The 17,756-nt window shown below is 50.7% G+C and carries 15 protein-coding genes; 7 read left to right on the top strand and 8 right to left on the bottom strand.

What is annotated here, in order from left to right; translation table 11 throughout:
• The first annotated feature begins 165 nt into the window (after window positions 1–165).
• On the top strand, window positions 166–864 hold the full coding sequence (locus GBAG_RS20625) for a FadR/GntR family transcriptional regulator (protein WP_034499908.1): 699 nt from the start codon (window positions 166–168) through the stop codon (window positions 862–864).
• A 42-nt stretch (window positions 865–906) separates the two neighbouring features.
• The gene (mdtD, locus tag GBAG_RS20620; protein WP_034499906.1) at window positions 907–2,289 is read left to right on the top strand and encodes a multidrug transporter subunit MdtD; all 1,383 of its coding nucleotides are present in this window, start codon (window positions 907–909) and stop codon (window positions 2,287–2,289) included.
• Here mdtD and rbsR read toward each other — a convergent pair.
• From rbsR to kup, 7 genes are all read right to left on the bottom strand, one after another.
• A complete protein-coding gene (gene rbsR, locus GBAG_RS20615; RefSeq protein ID WP_034499902.1) occupies window positions 2,286–3,278 on the bottom strand; it encodes a ribose operon transcriptional repressor RbsR in 993 nt (330 codons plus the stop codon). The two genes, mdtD and rbsR, sit on opposite strands and share 4 nt — an antisense overlap.
• Before the next feature lie 2 nt (window positions 3,279–3,280).
• Window positions 3,281–4,210, bottom strand: a complete 930-nt coding sequence (rbsK, locus tag GBAG_RS20610; RefSeq protein WP_034499900.1) for a ribokinase — start codon at window positions 4,208–4,210, stop codon at window positions 3,281–3,283.
• A 72-nt stretch (window positions 4,211–4,282) separates the two neighbouring features.
• A complete protein-coding gene (rbsB, locus tag GBAG_RS20605; RefSeq protein WP_034460716.1) occupies window positions 4,283–5,170 on the bottom strand; it encodes a ribose ABC transporter substrate-binding protein RbsB in 888 nt (295 codons plus the stop codon).
• Window positions 5,171–5,198: 28 nt separating this feature from the next.
• Window positions 5,199–6,164: a ribose ABC transporter permease gene (rbsC, locus tag GBAG_RS20600; RefSeq protein ID WP_034499898.1), complete on the bottom strand. Its 966-nt coding sequence runs from the start codon at window positions 6,162–6,164 to the stop codon at window positions 5,199–5,201.
• On the bottom strand, window positions 6,161–7,675 hold the full coding sequence (gene rbsA / locus GBAG_RS20595; protein WP_034499896.1) for a ribose ABC transporter ATP-binding protein RbsA: 1,515 nt from the start codon (window positions 7,673–7,675) through the stop codon (window positions 6,161–6,163). Before rbsA ends, rbsC begins: the two co-directional genes overlap by 4 nt.
• 7 nt (window positions 7,676–7,682) lie before the next feature.
• The gene (rbsD, locus tag GBAG_RS20590) at window positions 7,683–8,102 is read right to left on the bottom strand and encodes a D-ribose pyranase (RefSeq protein ID WP_034499893.1); all 420 of its coding nucleotides are present in this window, start codon (window positions 8,100–8,102) and stop codon (window positions 7,683–7,685) included.
• 193 nt (window positions 8,103–8,295) lie between these two features.
• On the bottom strand, window positions 8,296–10,164 hold the full coding sequence (gene kup, locus GBAG_RS20585; RefSeq protein ID WP_034499891.1) for a low affinity potassium transporter Kup: 1,869 nt from the start codon (window positions 10,162–10,164) through the stop codon (window positions 8,296–8,298).
• Window positions 10,165–10,389: 225 nt separating this feature from the next.
• On the opposite strand from kup, the gene ravA reads away from it, so the two are divergent.
• Both ravA and viaA read left to right on the top strand, forming a co-directional pair.
• The gene (ravA, locus tag GBAG_RS20580; RefSeq protein WP_034499925.1) at window positions 10,390–11,883 is read left to right on the top strand and encodes an ATPase RavA; all 1,494 of its coding nucleotides are present in this window, start codon (window positions 10,390–10,392) and stop codon (window positions 11,881–11,883) included.
• Window positions 11,883–13,334, top strand: a complete 1,452-nt coding sequence (gene viaA, locus GBAG_RS20575; RefSeq protein WP_034499890.1) for an ATPase RavA stimulator ViaA — start codon at window positions 11,883–11,885, stop codon at window positions 13,332–13,334. Before ravA ends, viaA begins: the two co-directional genes overlap by 1 nt.
• 3 nt (window positions 13,335–13,337) lie before the next feature.
• On the opposite strand, the gene asnA is transcribed toward viaA, so the two are convergent.
• Entirely contained in the window at window positions 13,338–14,330 is a 993-nt protein-coding gene (gene asnA, locus GBAG_RS20570; RefSeq protein ID WP_034499889.1) for an aspartate--ammonia ligase, read from the bottom strand.
• Between the two features lie 156 nt (window positions 14,331–14,486).
• Between asnA and asnC the strand changes: the two genes are divergently transcribed.
• The 3 genes from asnC (at window position 14,487) to mnmG (ending at window position 17,746) form a co-directional block, all read left to right on the top strand.
• A complete protein-coding gene (gene asnC / locus GBAG_RS20565) occupies window positions 14,487–14,945 on the top strand; it encodes a transcriptional regulator AsnC (protein WP_034499887.1) in 459 nt (152 codons plus the stop codon).
• 89 nt (window positions 14,946–15,034) lie between these two features.
• Window positions 15,035–15,484 (top strand): FMN-binding protein MioC, encoded by a 450-nt coding sequence (gene mioC, locus GBAG_RS20560; RefSeq protein WP_034499885.1) that lies wholly within the window; start codon window positions 15,035–15,037, stop codon window positions 15,482–15,484.
• Window positions 15,485–15,856: 372 nt separating this feature from the next.
• Window positions 15,857–17,746 carry a tRNA uridine-5-carboxymethylaminomethyl(34) synthesis enzyme MnmG gene (mnmG, locus tag GBAG_RS20555; protein WP_034499884.1) on the top strand — a complete coding sequence of 630 codons (1,890 nt, stop codon included), beginning with the start codon at window positions 15,857–15,859 and terminating at the stop codon, window positions 17,744–17,746.
• Window positions 17,747–17,756 lie beyond the last annotated feature (10 nt).

The following is a 17,756-nucleotide window of genomic DNA, read 5'->3' as shown; positions in this document are numbered from 1 at the left end:
CCGGATGCTGACAAGTGTTTATTGCAAAAAAATTACCAAGCGTCTTTTTTTTCGCCAAAAGCACTGTAAAAGCCGCAGAACACGGGATATTTGCTGTTTTAAGCATCAGAAAAGTAGACCTGGTGGCATACTAATAAAAGAAACAAAGCTAAAGGAACTGCATTCATGTCTCTATCTGCACAACAACTCGCGGCGCAAAAGAACCTTTCCTATGTTCTGGCGGAGAAACTAGCACAAGGCATTCTCAGAGGTGAGTATGAAGCGGGCAGTATTTTGCCCGGTGAAATCGAACTGGGTGAACTCTTCGGTGTGAGTCGCACGGCTGTACGAGAAGCAGTAAAGACGTTAACCGCGAAAGGGATGGTTTTACCACGCCCCCGCATCGGGACTCGCGTTATGCCTCGCAGCCACTGGAATTTCCTTGATAAGGAACTACTAACCTGGTGGATGACAGAAGAGAACTTTAATGACGTGGTGGATTATTTCCTTGTTATGCGTAATAGCCTGGAACCACAAGCCTGTGCAATGGCCGCAATAAATGGCAGTGAAGAACAGAAAGCCACCCTTAATGAAATGATGGCTGAGATGGTAAAGCTAAAGGGTGAATTTGACCGTCAACGCTGGATAGAAGTCGATATGGCGTACCATGAGCAAATCTATGCAATGAGTGGTAACCCTTTCCTTTGTTCTTTCGCTAACTTATTCCGTTCTATTTATTACAATTACTTCACCGCAATAACTAATAACGAAGTTATTAAGCTCGACTTGCACCAGGCAATCGTTGATGCCATTACCCAGGGCGACAGCCAGGCTGCGTTAATCGCTGGTCAGACACTGTTGAAAGAACCGTTCGCTCAAGGGTAAAGACTCGCCTTCTCCTGGATGCGTTAAAACATCAGGATAAAAATGACCAAAACAGCTCGCAGTATGGCCGGGTTACCGTGGATAGCGGCGATGGCATTCTTCATGCAGGCGCTGGATGCCACTATTCTCAATACTGCATTACCCGCAATAGCTCATAGCCTTGGGCGTTCGCCGCTGGCAATGCAATCCGCGATTATCAGTTACACCTTAACCGTTGCGATGCTGATCCCTGTCAGCGGCTGGCTTGCTGACCGCTTCGGTACACGTCGCGTGTTTATGTTCGCCGTTTCCCTCTTCACTCTCGGCTCGTTTGCCTGCGCGATGTCCAACTCGCTGGGTGAATTAGTCGTGTTTCGTGTGATTCAGGGAATCGGCGGGGCAATGATGATGCCGGTCGCGCGCTTAGCATTATTACGCGCCTATCCGCGTAGCGAATTGCTGCCCGTATTAAACTTCGTCACCATGCCAGGGCTTGTTGGCCCAATCCTCGGCCCATTGCTCGGCGGCGTTTTAGTTACGTGGGCGAGCTGGCATTGGATTTTCCTCATTAATATACCTATCGGAATTCTTGGCCTTATCTACGCCCGCAAGTACATGCCAAACTTCACGACTCCACGACGCGGCTTTGATATGACAGGCTTTCTTTTATTTGGCTTGAGTCTGGTATGCATTTCTAGCGGGATGGAGTTATTCGGCGAACGCATTGTTGCCAGTTACATCGGTATTCTGACGATATTAAGTGGGCTTGCTCTGCTGGCAGCGTATATCTGGCACGCTCGTCGCCACCCGACACCGCTGATCGCTTTGCCGATGTTTCGCACCAGAACTTTCTCTATAGGGATCATCGGCAATCTTGCTTCGCGGCTGGGTACCGGCTGCGTACCCTTCCTGATGCCTTTAATGCTACAAGTCGGTTTTGGTTATTCTGCCTTGATTGCCGGATGCATGATGGCTCCAACCGCCATTGGCTCGTTACTGGCAAAATCGACCGTAACTCAGGTATTACGTCGCCTTGGCTATAGAAAAACGTTAGTCGGTGTCACGCTGGTGATCGGTTTACTGATTGGGCAATTCTCATTGCAGTCGCCAGGAATGGAAGTGTGGATGCTAATTTTGCCGCTGTTTATTCTGGGGATGGCGATGTCTACGCAGTTCACGGCAATGAATACGATTACGCTCGCCGACCTCACCGATGAAAACGCCAGTAGCGGCAACAGTGTGCTGGCCGTAACGCAACAGTTGGCGATCAGTCTTGGCGTGGCGGTAAGTGCAGCGGTGCTTCGGTTGTATGAAGGAGTAGAAAGCATTAATACCGTTGAGCAGTTCCACTACACCTTCCTGACGATGGGAGCAGTGACGTTGGTTTCCGCTCTGGTGTTCTTACTATTACGCCCTAAAGACGGGCGCAATATGATCAAGCGTTAAACGGAACCGCGCTCCACCAGCTCTGGCGTCAAAAATAGACGCTGCTGTTCAAGGGTGGGTTGCGCCATTCGATGTATCAATACATCAACGGCCAACTCACCCAGCTCATCTTTAGGCTGATGAATGGTCGTTAACGGTGGCGTCATATATCGCGCCAGTTCGATATCATCGTAACCCACAACCGCCATATCCTGCGGAACCTTCAACCCCGCCTGGTACAAAGCCTGATACGCCCCAACCGCCATGGCATCATTGCCAGTAAATACGGCATGTGGCGGTTGCTCCAGCGCAAGCAGCGAGTTCATCGCGGTGAAACCGCCCTGAAACTCAAAGTCACCGATGATTTCATAACCTTCATGAATTGTAAGCCCTGCGCGATTCATCGCGTTGCGATAGCCTTCAAGGCGTAAGCGCGCTGGTGTTTTATCTTGCGGACCAGTAATGCAGGCGATCCGGGTATAACCATTATCAATGAGATGTTGCGTTGCCGTGTCGCCGCCCAGCAAGGAGTTATCCTGAATGACGTCGCTTTCACCCTCAAAAGGAGACCAGTCCATCATCACCGTGGGAATAGAAGGATAGCGACTCATAATAGCGGGCGAAGGGAGATGAGTTTCGGTACATAAAAGAAGAAGACCATCGACGCGCTTTTGCAGCAGTGTTTCCAGATTGCGATTCATTCGCTGCTCGTCGCCTTCGGTATTACATAACACCAGGCTATAACCGCGCTCAAAACAACTGCGTTCAACACCACGCACCAGTTCAGAATAAAACGGGTTACTACTGGCGGTGATTAACATGCCAATAGTGTGTGTTTGGTTAAGCTTGAGACTACGCGCCAGTGCAGAGGGCGCATAGTTAAGAGTCTTGATTGCCGCATCGACCTTTGCGCGAACGGCATCACTCACAAAGCGGTCGTTATTAATGACGTGCGAAACGGTAGAAGTCGAGACCCCTGCCATCTTCGCGACGTCTTTCATGGTGGCCATGATTATCCTTGCTGTTGCAAAAACTCGTCGATTTCGTGACGCCACGGCACCGAAGGCTGCGCACCTTTACGTGTTACGGCAATTGCAGCGGCGGCATGAGCAAAACGAATTGCCTCATTCATCGGCTTATCTTCCAGCAATGCAGTAACCAATGCGCCATTAAAGGTATCGCCCGCAGCGATGGTATCCACAGCTTTCACCTTAAAGCCCGGAACACGCTGGCCTTTACCGTTTTCACTCAGCCAAACGCCACGGCTGCCGAGCGTAATAATGACGGTTTCAATACCTTTCGCATGCAGCGCCTGAGCTGCAACCGCCGCATCGTCATCATTTTCGACGCGCACACCTGTCAGTTTTTCCGCTTCGGTTTCATTTGGCGTGATCATGTCCACCAGCGCGAGCATCTCGTCTGATAATTCACAAGCTGGTGCAGGGTTGAGCACGACTTTAGTTTGGTTCTGATGCGCAATTTTCGCCGCAGCCAGCACGCTTTCCAGCGGCGACTCAAGCTGCATTAAAAGTGCCGAAGCTTCTGCAATTTTTTTATTCTGTTCTGCCACAAGCGTTGGCGTTAATGCTGCGTTCGCCCCAGCGTGAATACCAATCACGTTTTCTCCCGCACTATTCACGAAGATCAGCGCCACACCCGTTGCGGCATCTTTAATTGTGCTAATCGGGGAAGTATCGATGTTATCACTAGCCAATTGTTTACTAACGCGGCTGCCGGTGTCGTCGTCACCCACACAGGCGATAAAGGCAATATCCGCACCGCTGCGCCCGGCAGCAACTGCCTGGTTGGCCCCTTTTCCACCGAACGCGACCTGATACTCTTGCCCGGTAACGGTTTCACCTGGCGTCGGAAAATGTTCGAGGTTAAGGATATGGTCAGCATTAATGCTGCCAAGGACAACGAGCTTGCCTTTAGTTTTCATTTTTTATCAGTCCAGTTAATTGCGCCACCCCAGTACTGGAGTGGCGCGGTGCCCTGCTTTTCTATTGTTGTCTTATTTAGTAACCAGCTTCAGGTCAACCGGGATTTTAGAGTCGACTTTCTCGCCTTTCAGAACTTTGTCTGCGGTTTCTACACCAATAACGCCAATCTGATCGGCCATCTGGGCAACCGTCGCGCCCAACTTACCGCTTTCAACTGCTTTTACGCCGTCAGCAGTGCCGTCGAAACCAACCACCAGAACGTCAGATTTACCGGCAGTTTGCAGTGCACGCAGAGCACCCAGCGCCATTTCGTCATTCTGAGCAAATACCGCCTGCACGTCAGGATGGGCTGTCAGCAGGTTCTGCATGACGTTCAGGCCTTTAGTGCGGTCGAAGTCAGCAGGCTGGCTCGCCAGAACGGTAAATTTGTGTGCAGCAGTCGCTTGTTTGAAGCCTTCACCACGTTCACGCGCAGCAGATGCACCGGCGATACCTTGCAGTTCAATAACTTTCGCGCCTTCACCCAGTTTCTTAGCGATGAAGTCACCCGCCATTTTACCACCGGCAACGTTATCAGAAGCGATGTGACTCACTACGGTGCCCTGGTTTGCCATACGGTCGAGCGTAATTACAGGGATTTTAGCCTGGTTCGCCATTTTCACCGCATTGCCGACAGCATCGGAATCAGTTGGGTTGATAAGCATCAGCTTGGTGCCTCGAACCGTCAGATCCTGCACGTTCGCCAGCTCTTTCGCCGGGTTGTTTTGCGAATCCAGAACAATCAGGTTGTAGCCCAGTTTGTCGGCTTCTTTCTGCGCGCCGTCTTTCAGGGATACGAAGAATGGGTTATTCAGCGTGGATACAACCAGCGCGATGGTGTCTTTGGCCATCGCGTTTGCACTTACGGTGGCACTCAGTGCAACAGCAGAAACCAGAGTAGCCAGCTTTTTCATATTCATAGTCAGATGTCCTGTAGGGTTATGATTGTTACTGCTTTTTGTTGTCCACCAGCACCGCCAGTAAAATAACCACTGCTTTGACGATCATCTGGTAATAAGAAGAAACACCTAATAAATTCAGTCCGTTATTCAGAAAGCCTAAGATCAGCGCACCGATCAGCGTTCCAACGATTCGCCCTTTCCCACCAGCAAGGCTGGTGCCGCCAAGCACTACCGCAGCGATGGCATCCAGCTCATAGCCAGTACCTGCCGTCGGTTGCGCAGAAGAAAGACGTGCCACTTCGATGATCCCGGCCAAAGACGCCAGCAGACCGCAAAGTGAATAAACGATAATTTTAACTTTGTTAACGCTAATACCGGACAGACGCGTCGCCGCTTCGTTACCGCCCAGCGCATAGATATAACGACCCAGACGAGTGTGGTGCAGCATGTACCACGCAGCCAGGAAGACCACGCCCATAATCCACACCGGAGTAGGGATACCCAGCGGACGACCAATACCAAACCAGCCAAACACATCGGCGTTATCGGAGAAACCCGTGTTAACCGGGCTACCGTTGGTGTAAACCATGGTCACGCCGCGCAGAAGGAGCATCATCACCAGTGTTGCGATAAATGCCTGCACTCGCCCTTTCGCGACAATCACGCCAGTCACAGCACCGATTGCCGCCCCAAGTGCCAGCGCCCCGGCAACCGCCACCAGCGCATTCACCTCTAAGCCAACAATCGAGGCTGCTACCGCTCCGGTTAGCGCCAGTAAAGAACCGACGGACAGGTCGATTCCCGAAGTCAGAATAACCAGCGTCATCCCGACCGCCATAATGGCGTTCACAGAGGTTTGTTGCAGGATATTGAAAAGGTTATTGACGGTGAAAAAGTTCGGGCTAAGGCTCGATACAACTGCGATCAACACCAGCAGTGCAATCAGTGATTTTTGCTCTAACAGCCACGCTTTGGTGAACCAGCGACGGGTCGGAATAGACTGGGTACTCATTTTACAGACTCCTGATTCACGCGATTTAACTTGCCGACGGCCGCCGCCATCAATATTTCCTGGGTCGCTTCTTCACGGGTAAATTCCCCACCAGGATGCCCTTCATGCATCACCATAATTCGGTCACTCATACCGAGGACTTCCGGCATTTCTGACGAAACGAGAATGATGCTTAACCCATCGGCTTTGAACTGATTGATTAACTGATAAATTTCTTTTTTCGCCCCCACGTCAACGCCGCGTGTTGGCTCATCAAGAATCAACACTTTCGGGCGCGTCATCAGGCCACGGGCAATCGCCACTTTTTGCTGATTACCGCCAGAAAGCAGGCCAATCGGTTGTTCCATCGACGGGGTTTTCACGTTGAACAAACGGATGAAATCCTGCACCGCTTGCTGTTCATCTTTGTGCCGCAGGCTACCCACGTTATGGCTGAAATAGCGCAGCGCGGTCAGCGACATGTTCTCTTTTACCGACATGCCGAGCACCAGCCCGTCACGTTTACGGTCTTCAGAGATATAAACGATGCCGTTTGCCAGGCCATCTTGCGGTGAGCGCGTCACCACTTCACGACCATCAAGCGCAACATAGCCGCCGGTACGCGGCAATGCGCCATACAGCACTTTCATTAATTCAGTGCGACCCGCGCCCATCAAACCGGCAACGCCGAGGATCTCGCCTTTGCGCAAGTTGAAACTCACGTCATGCACGCCAGGCCCGGAGAGGTTATCGACGCGCAGCAGGATTTCACCGGGTTGCTTATGCAGACGAGGATATTGGTCTTCAAGTTTGCGCCCGACCATCATTTCGATAAGCGTATCTTCGGTCAGCGTCACCACTTCACGCTCGGCAATAAACTGCCCATCGCGGAACACGGTCACGTCGTCGCAAATCTCGAAGATTTCCTTCATACGGTGCGAGATATAAACGATGCCGCGCCCCTGAGCTTTCAGCTCGCGGATCACGCGGAATAAAGAGTCGGTTTCGGTATCGGTCAAAGCATCGGTTGGCTCATCCATCACAATGACTTTCGACTCAAAGCTCAGAACCTTGGCGATTTCGACCATCTGCTGATCGCCGATCGACAAATCACCCACCAGCTTTTGGCTGTTAAAGCGCAGGTTGAGTTTGGCCAGCAACTTGTCTGCTTCGGCATACATCGTTTTCCAGTCGATTTTGCCGAAACGGTTAACGAACTCACGGCCAAGGAAGATGTTTTCCGCAATGCTTAACTGCGGAATCAGGTTGAGTTCCTGGTGAATAATACCGATGCCCGCTTCCTGTGATGATTTCGGGCCATTGAACGTGGTTTCTTTGCCAAGCCACAACAGCGAACCCGCATCACGCTGATAAATGCCAGTCAGCACTTTCATCATGGTGGATTTGCCTGCGCCGTTTTCACCCACCAGCGCCATCACGCGCCCGGCGTATACATTCAACGCCGCCCCAGAAAGGGCTTTCACGCCTGGGAACGATTTATCGATCCCTTTTAATTGCAGTAACGGTTCCATGCCGGCCTCAGAAAGTTACGCCAGCACAGAGAATGATATTCGCATACGGGGAACACTCCCCGCTGCGAATAACCGCCTGGCTTTCAGCGGTGAGTTGCTTGAACTGCTCATGACTGATGTAACGAATAGAAATGGTGTTTCCCTGGTGTTGTTGCAGTTGCTCGATGTAACTAAGCAACGTTTCGTGGAGTTGGGGATTATGTTGTTTAATTTCCGAAGCTAAGACGGCAGCTTCAACCTGCATCTCTTGTGTTACGACTTCAACGACCTGCATAAAACCCGGTACGCCGTGAGTCAGTGCCAAATCTATACGCGGTGTATTGCGTGGAATGGGCAACCCGGCATCGGCAATCACCAGCGTGTCTGTGTGGCCAAGACGAGAAATAACAGACGAGATATCAGCGTTGAGAACAGTGCCTTTCTTCATTTTCTTACTCCACTAGCGAAACGTTTCGCTGAGGTAAAGTGTAGGAAATGTAGTGATGGGAAAACAACCAGCGCGTGACGAAAATGTGATCACCATCGAAACGTTTCGCTGTTCTGTTTCAAAAGGGAAGAAATGAGAGCGCGCACAATCAAAAAGACAAAAAAACGCCCCTTCGATTGAAGAGGCGTTGGGATTAAATCTCGACCTGGGTTCCTAACTCGATAACCCGATTTGGCGGGATTTCGAATTGGTCAGGTGCGCGCAAGGCGTTGCGTTGCAGTGCGAGGAACAGTTTGCCGCGCAGTCTCAGATACCACGGGCGTTTACCGATAATCAGTGACTCATGCGACATAAAGAATGATGTCTCCATCATTCGACAACTTAACCCTTCCAGGCCACAACGATGGAACACCTCTTCCACGTTTGGCGTTTCGCGCCAGCCATAGCTTGCGACTACGCGCCAGAAGGTTGGCGAAAGCTGTTCGATAGAAACACGACGTACATTATGAACGTACGGCGCATCTTCAGTTCTCAGCGTCAGCAGTACCACGCGCTCATGCAGCACTTTGTTGTGCTTGAGGTTGTGAAGCATCGCAAAAGGAATCACGTTCAGCGCACGCGACATATAAACAGCGGTGCCCGGAACACGTACTGGCGGTGATTTTTCCAGGGAGGCAATCATCGCTTCCAGTGAATTTCCGTGCTCATGCATACGACGCAGCAGGCGGAAACGCTCGCTTTTCCAGGTCGTCATAATGATAAACATCACCAGTGCCAGGCAAAGTGGCAACCAACCGCCGGAGAAGATTTTCACAACGTTCGCAGAGAACAGCGGAATGTCGATGCACAAGAATGCAAAGCCCATCAGCAACACAGCAACTTTGTTCCAGTGCCAGTTTTTGGTCGCGACAGTACAACAAAGAATGGACGTCAGGACCATCGTACCCGTTACTGCGATACCGTACGCTGCCGCCAGATTACTGGAATGCTCAAAGCTCACAATCACAATCACCACGGAGATATAGAGGAGCCAGTTAATTGCTGGCACATATATCTGCCCGGACTCCATTTCCGAGGTATGAATGATGCGCATTGGCGACAGATATCCCAGACGTACAGCCTGGCGAGTCAACGAGAACACACCGGAAATCACGGCCTGTGAGGCGATAACCGTGGCAAGCGTTGCCAGAATCATCAGCGGGATCAGCGCCCAGTCTGGAGCCAGTAAGAAGAATGGGTTCTTAATCGCTTCCGGCGTTTTGAGCAGCAGTGCGCCCTGGCCGAAATAATTCAGCACCAGAGACGGCAACACGACGGAAAACCATGCAATACGAATAGGCAATTTACCGAAGTGGCCCATATCGGCATACAGCGCTTCAACACCCGTAATAGAAAGAACGACCGCGCCGAGTGCGAAGAATGAAACGGTTTTATATTCCAGGAAGAAGTGCACAGCCCACGCCGGATTCAGCGCCTGAAGCACTTCCGGGTTGGCCATAATACTGCGTGCGCCCAACACGGCCAGCACCAGGAACCAAAGCATCATGACGGGAGCAAACAGCTTGCCCACCATACCCGTGCCGTGTTTTTGAATCATAAACAGCAGCGTCAGGACCACTATCGACAGCGGGACAATATAGGCATCGAGTTGCGGGGCAGCTATCTCAAGCCCTTCGATGGCCGACATAACCGATATTGCCGGAGTAATGACCACCTCGCCATAGAAGAAGCTGCCGCCGATCAATCCCATGATCACCAGCACAGAAGTCATTCTCGCCGAGGTATGACGCCCAGCCAAAGACATCAGCGTCAAAATACCCCCTTCGCCAGCGTTATCCGCACGCATAACAAAGGTCAGATACTTAACCGAGACGACTAAGATTAACAGCCAGAAAATCAGAGACAAAAAGCCAAATACGGCGTCGCGTTCTACGCCAAACCCAAATTGACCAGACAGACATTCACGAAGGGTATAAAGCGGGCTAGTACCGATATCACCGTATACCACCCCAATTGCAGCCAGCGTAATCGCAGGCAATGATTGTTTATTATCAGCGCTCATAGACTAATCTTTTGTTGGAATCCCGAAAGCGTGTGCTTAGTCCCTTGGCCCACAAAAAGGCGCACAGTATGCACGATAATCAAGGAAATCGTACCCCTAAATACAACAGGCTTAACTTATGTCAGGGAAAAAAGAGCCGCTCATCAATCCATTAACGATAATATAGATGAACGATATACTCGATTTTCTGAACTCTGGTAACCGCGTAAGGATGCAATGCTAATTATGGCTCAATCACATTTATTGGCTGAAAGAATTTCACGGCTTAGCCAGGCACTGGAAAAAGGGTTGTTTGAACGCCAACACGCGGTGCATCTTTGCCTGCTGGCAGCATTGAGCGGCGAAAGTGTTTTCTTGCTTGGCCCGCCTGGAATCGCCAAGAGTTTGATTGCCCGCCGTTTGAAGTTCGCATTCCAGAAGGCACGCGCCTTTGAGTACCTGATGACTCGCTTTTCCACGCCGGAAGAGGTGTTTGGTCCATTATCCATTCAGGCGCTAAAAGATGAAGGACGCTATGAACGCCTGACCGCCGGTTATTTACCAGAAGCGGAAATCGTGTTTCTCGATGAAATCTGGAAAGCTGGCCCTGCGATTTTGAACACCCTGCTGACTGCCATAAATGAACGCCGGTTCCGCAATGGCGCCAGCGAAGAGAAAATCCCCATGCGTTTGCTGGTGGCGGCATCCAACGAACTCCCCGAAGCCGACAGCAGCCTGGAAGCCTTGTATGACCGAATGCTGATTCGCCTGTGGCTCGATAAAGTGCAGGACAAAGGTAATTTCAGATCCATGCTCACCAGTCAGCATGATGAAAACGACAATCCGGTGCCGGAAAACCTGCAAGTTTCTGACGAAGAGTATTTTCAGTGGCAGAAAGAGATCGGCTCTGTTTTGTTGCCAGATGCTGTCTTTGAACTGATTTTCACTTTACGCCAGCAGTTAGAGAACGCGTCGGGTGCACCTTATGTTTCTGACCGTCGCTGGAAGAAAGCTATTCGCCTGCTGCAAGCCAGCGCCTTCTTTAGCGGCCGAAATGCTGTCGCACCAATTGATTTAATCCTTCTGAAAGATTGTCTGTGGCATGACACCGCGGCAATGAATTTGATGCAGCAACAGCTGGAAATATTGATGACCGGGCACGCCTGGCAACAGAATTCCATGCTCAGTCAATTAGCGGTTATCGTGCAGCGCAGGATTCAATTACAACAGCAGCACAGTGACCGTGAAGCTATTACGGTGACCAAACAAGGTGGAATGTTTACTCGTCGTCCACAGTACCAACTGCCTGACTATCTGACTGGCGAAACGCTGACATTACTGCTCCAGCAACCGCTGAAACTCCATGATATCGAAGTTCTCCACGTCTCTGTCTCTCGTGAAGCCTGTGCGCAATGGCTAATAAAAGGAGGCGAGTTACGCGGCAAACTCAACGGTATTGGTTTTGCCCAGGTGCTGAATATGGAAGTTGATAGTAGCCAACATCTGGTATTGCGCGATATCAGCTTGCAAGGCACACGCCTGATGATGCCGGGTAAACAACAGCAAGGGGTCCCTGAAGAGATCAAACAGCAATTTGACTCTCTTGAAGAGACCCTCCATCAGCAACATGAGCGTTTTAACGATCAGCAAAAATGCCTGTTTATCCACAACGAATGGCTCGGAAAGATTGAAGCCAGCCTGCAGGATGTGGCCGAACAAATTAAACAGGCGCGGCATTAATGCTCAGCGTTGAAGCTCTTGATGTCATCCTCGCGATCAGCGAGGGTGAATTAATAGAAAGCGTCATTATCGCGCTTTTAGCAGCACCGCAGCTGGCGCTGTTCTTTGAGAAATTTCCGCGGATGAAAAACGCGGTGACCAAAGATATCCCTCGCTGGCGCGAGCTGCTGAAATCCCGTCTGCACGATACCAACGTCCCGCAAGAGTTAGCCCGGGAAGTACAGTGTTATCAAGAAAGTCAGTTGCTCACCACCAGCCAGTTATCTGCAAAACTGCCGGAAATTTTACGCTTGCTGGAAAGCGTTGATTCACCCTTTTTTGCGCAAGCACAAAAGCTGGTGGCGGACACGCCTCGCCTGACAGCGGCACAACAAACGCTATTCCTGCAACGCTGGCGATTGAGTCTGGTCGTGCAGACTACCTCCCTGAATCAGCAATTACTGGAAGATGAACGTGACCAATTGCTGGCCGAAGTTCAGCAGCGCCTGGCGTTAAGCGGCCAACTCGAACCGGTTCTGGTCGATAGTGATAACGCTGCCGGGCGGCTTTGGGACATGAGCGCCGGTTCGCTTAAGCGTGGGGATTATCAGCTCATCGTGCAATACGGCGATTTCCTTGCCAGTCAGCCTGAACTGCTGAAAATTGCAGAGCAACTTGGGCGTTCAAAAGAAGCGAAAGCCGTACCCAGAAAAGATGCGCCGACCGAAATCTGGCGCATGCTAGTCCGCGAGCCTGCAACCGTACCAGAACAGGTTGATGGCCTTCAGCGCAGCGATGACATCCTGCGCTTGTTGCCGCCAGAACTGGCAACGCTTGGCATTAGCGAACTGGAATTTGAGTTCTACCGCCGGCTGGTGGAAAAGCAATTGCTGACTTACCGGTTACATGGCGATTCATGGCGCGAAAAAGTGGTTGAACGCCCGGTCGTGCATCAGGATTTCGATGAACAACCGCGCGGGCCATTTATTGTCTGCGTCGATACATCCGGTTCCATGGGCGGATTCAATGAACAGTGTGCCAAAGCCTTCTGCCTGGCGTTAATGCGAGTCGCACTTGCGGATAACCGCCGCTGTTTCATCATGCTGTTTTCCAGCGAAGTGGTGCGCTATGAAGTGTGCGGGCGAGATGGCATCGAACAGGCGATCCGTTTCCTGAGCCAGCGCTTTCGCGGCGGTACCGATCTGGCCAGTTGTTTTCGTGCGATCGCTGAAAAAATGCAGGGAAGTGAATGGTTTGACGCCGATGCAGTGGTGATTTCTGACTTTATTGCTCAACGTCTGCCAGATGATGTCGTGACGCAGGTTAAAGATCTACAGCGCAAGCACCTGCATCGTTTCCACGCCGTCGCCATGTCCGGACACGGAAAACCCGGCATCATGCGCATTTTTGACCATATCTGGCGCTTCGATACCGGGATGCGTAGCCGCCTACTGCGTCGCTGGCGGCGTTAATAATTACAACAGTGAATCAACTTTAGCGTGAAGTTCAGATGGCCATACGCCGCACTGAACCTGGCCAATATGCGGCTGTTGCAACATCAACATCACTAAACGAGACTGACCAATGCCGCCGCCGATGGTTTGCGGCATTTCGCCTTTCAGCAGTGACTGGTGCCACTCAAGTTGCAGACGATCTTCATCACCGGTAGTTGCCAACTGATGTTGCAATGCTTGTGCATCAACACGGATCCCCATAGAAGAAAGCTCAAAGGCATCTTCCAGAATCGGGTTCCACACCATAATATCGCCGTTCAGGCCTTTAAAATCACCCTGACTGACCGTTGACCAGTCATCATAATCTGGCGCACGAACATCGTGACGTTTACCGTCAGCCAGCTTACCGCCAATACCAATCAGGAACACCGCACCCAGCTCTTTAGCGATGGCACGCTCACGGCCTTTTGCATCCAGGTCCGGGAAACGAGCCTGGAGTTCTTCGCTATGAACGAAGTGGATTTGTTCAGGCAGGAAAGGCGTCAAAGCGTACTGCTCGCTCACTGCGGCTTCCGTAGCTTTCATCGCCGCCCAGATGCTTTCTACAGTTTGCTTGAGCGTACCAAGATGGCGCTCTCCATCACCCATTACACGCTCCCAATCCCACTGATCGACATACACAGAGTGGATCGGGGTCAAACGGTCTTCATCGGGGCGCAGGGCTTTCATGTGCGTGTAAAGCCCTTCGCCCGCGCTGAAGTCGTGCTGGCCGAGTGTTTTTCTTTTCCATTTAGCCAGCGAATGCACCACTTCAAACTGAGCATCAGGCAAGGTTTTCACCTTCACCTGCACCGCTTTTTCACAACCAGACAGATTGTCCTGAGTACCATCACCCACGCGGCTAAGAATTGGAGCCTGGACTTCCATCAGACCAAGCTTTTCTTCCAGCTGACGGGAGAAATGGGACTTAACAAAACTAATCTGGCGTTGTTTAGCGATGTAGGCAGTTTTCATGGTTTTCTCTTTATTGTGTTGTTTTACTGACGATGATTAAGCAACAAAAACGACACAACATTCAATAATCAACAATAAAAAAGCCTTTACTGTTTTTAATCGACGAATTTAAGGCTATAAAAGATGAACAATCGTTACTAATCATAGGAAAAAGTGATGGATAATTATCAGATCGACAATCTCGATCGCGGCATCCTTGACGCTTTAATGGCAAATGCACGTACGGCTTACGCCGAACTGGCAAAACAATTTGGCGTGAGTCCTGGCACAATTCATGTGCGCGTAGAGAAGATGAAGCAGGCGGGAATTATTACCGGAGCACGCATTGATATCAGCCCTAAACAGTTGGGCTACGATGTTTGCTGCTTTATCGGCATTATTCTGAAGAGCGCTAAAGACTACCCGTCTGCGCTGGCAAAACTCGAAAGTCTGGAAGAAGTCACCGAGGCGTATTACACCACCGGCCACTACAGCATCTTTATTAAGGTGATGTGTCGATCTATCGATGCGCTGCAGCAGGTACTTATCAACAAGATCCAAACAATTGATGAAATTCAGTCCACCGAAACACTGATCTCCCTCCAGAACCCGATCATGCGCACCATCAAGCCTTAGCCGCTAATTTTAATACCCATATTATCCACAGGTAGATCGCAGGCCTTACACAGCGTACAATGCCCATCGTTTCGAAAAGGTGGGCAGCAATGACAGACATTACTCTGATTAGCGGAAGTACCCTGGGCAGTGCCGAATATGTCGCTGAACATTTAGCTGAGAAGTTAGATGAAGCGGGTTTTTCTACCCAGACGCTTCACGGGCCACAGTTTGAAGAACTAGAAACCAGCGGAATATGGCTGATCGTATCTTCTACTCATGGTGCCGGGGATCTTCCTGACAACCTGCAACCGCTTTTTGACACTATAAATGAACAACGCCCGGATCTCAGTGCTGTTCATTATGGTGCAGTCGGTATTGGCAGTCGTGAATACGACACCTTTTGCGGTGCAATTGAAAAATTGGACACCCTTCTGACTGAATGCGGCGCTAAAAGAGTGGGCTCTTTATTGAAAGTGAACATCCTTGATCACGACATTCCGGAAGATCCAGCCGAGATTTGGGTCGGATCATGGAAGAATTTACTCCAGGATTTGTAAAGATCTGACTTTTATCTGTGTATAAGTATGCTTAAAACCTTGGGTTAAGCAGTAGTTATCCCAATAACAACTCCTGTTCACTTTTTGAGTTGTGCATAACTTCCACTTTTGATCCCAGCTTATACGTTCTGGGATCACCGATCATTCACAGCTAATGATCCTCCTTAATCACTTGATCTCTTTACCATAAAAACGGTTATCCACAGAACATGCCGATCCTAATAAGAGATCATAATAAAGAGATCTTTAAATAAAAAAGATCTTCTTTTAATTACCGACGATCCCAAGACTTTCTCGAAAGGCTAAAGTTAAGTTAGAATCGCCAACCCCGGGAATCAGTCATCCCCATTTGCAAAACCGCGAGGCAGTACCATGTTTTATCCAGATCCTTTTGACGTCATCATCATTGGCGGGGGTCATGCAGGCACTGAGGCTGCAATGGCCGCTGCACGGATGGGCCAACAAACCCTTCTTTTGACACACAATATCGACACTCTGGGACAGATGTCTTGTAACCCGGCAATCGGCGGTATTGGCAAGGGACATCTGGTTAAAGAAGTGGACGCACTCGGTGGTTTGATGGCCAAAGCTATCGACCATGCCGGTATCCAGTTTAGGATACTAAACGCCAGCAAAGGGCCAGCCGTACGGGCCACTCGTGCTCAGGCTGACCGCGTGCTGTATCGGCAGGCGGTGCGCACTGCACTGGAAAACCAACCGAACCTGATGATCTTCCAACAGGCGGTTGAAGATCTGATTGTCGAGAACGATCGCGTTGTGGGTGCTGTCACCCAGATGGGGCTGAAGTTCCGTGCCAAGTCCGTGGTTCTGACTGTCGGGACATTCCTGGATGGCAAAATTCATATCGGGCTGGATAACTACAGCGGTGGCCGTGCAGGCGATCCGCCGTCCATCTCCCTGTCTCGCCGTCTGCGAGAACTGCCACTGCGTGTCAGCCGTCTAAAAACCGGTACTCCACCTCGTATTGACGCTCGCACCATAGATTTCAGCGTACTTGCCCAGCAGCATGGGGATAACCCAATGCCGGTGTTCTCGTTCATGGGAAATGTGAACCAACACCCTGCGCAAGTGCCGTGTTACATCACGCACACCAACGAAAAAACGCATGACGTTATTCGTAATAATCTCGATCGCAGCCCGATGTATGCCGGTGTTATCGAAGGCATTGGCCCACGTTATTGCCCGTCTATCGAAGACAAAGTGATGCGTTTTGCCGACCGTAACCAGCATCAGATCTTCCTTGAGCCTGAAGGCTTAACCAGCAATGAAATCTATCCAAACGGCATCTCGACCAGCCTGCCGTTTGACGTTCAGATGCAAATTGTCCGGTCGATGGAAGGGATGGAAAATGCGAAGATCGTTCGTCCTGGTTACGCCATCGAATATGATTTCTTCGATCCTCGTGACCTCAAGCCAACTCTGGAAAGTAAATATATCCAGGGTCTGTTCTTTGCCGGACAAATTAACGGCACCACCGGTTACGAAGAAGCTGCTGCACAAGGTTTGCTGGCAGGTCTGAATGCCGCTCGTTTCTCTGCTGAGAAAGAGGGCTGGGCACCTCGTCGCGATCAGGCTTATCTGGGCGTACTGGTTGACGATCTTTGCACTCTTGGCACCAAAGAACCGTACCGCATGTTTACCTCTCGTGCTGAATACCGCCTGATGCTGCGTGAAGACAACGCCGATCTGCGCTTAACTGCAGCTGGCCGCGAAATGGGGCTGGTGGACGATGCTCGCTGGGCACGCTTTAACGAGAAGCTCGAAAGCATTGAGCTTGAGCGCCAGCGTCTGAAAGACATCTGGCTACATCCGCATTCTGAGAGCGTCGAAGAAGTGAATGCAAAACTCAGCGCACCGTTGTCTCGTGAAGCAAATGGCGAAGATCTGCTGCGTCGCCCAGAAATGACCTATGCTGAAATGATGCAATTATCGGTGTTTGCGCCAGGACTTGAGGATCCACAATCTGCGGAGCAGGTGGAAATTCAGGTTAAATACGAAGGCTACATTGCGCGTCAGCAAGAAGAGATTGAAAAACAGCAACGTAACGAGAATACGTTGTTGCCTGCAACGCTGGATTACCACCAGGTCAGCGGGCTTTCTAACGAAGTGATTGCCAAGCTTAACGATCACAAACCGGTTTCGATCGGGCAGGCATCGCGCATTTCCGGTGTGACTCCGGCAGCAATTTCAATCTTGCTTGTCTGGTTAAAAAAGCAAGGTCTGCTGCGTCGTAGCGCTTGATATAACATAT

This window comes from Buttiauxella agrestis ATCC 33320 (assembly GCF_000735355.1).
Classification (GTDB): domain Bacteria; phylum Pseudomonadota; class Gammaproteobacteria; order Enterobacterales; family Enterobacteriaceae; genus Buttiauxella; species Buttiauxella agrestis.
This window is presented reverse-complemented; position numbering and strand designations above follow the sequence as displayed.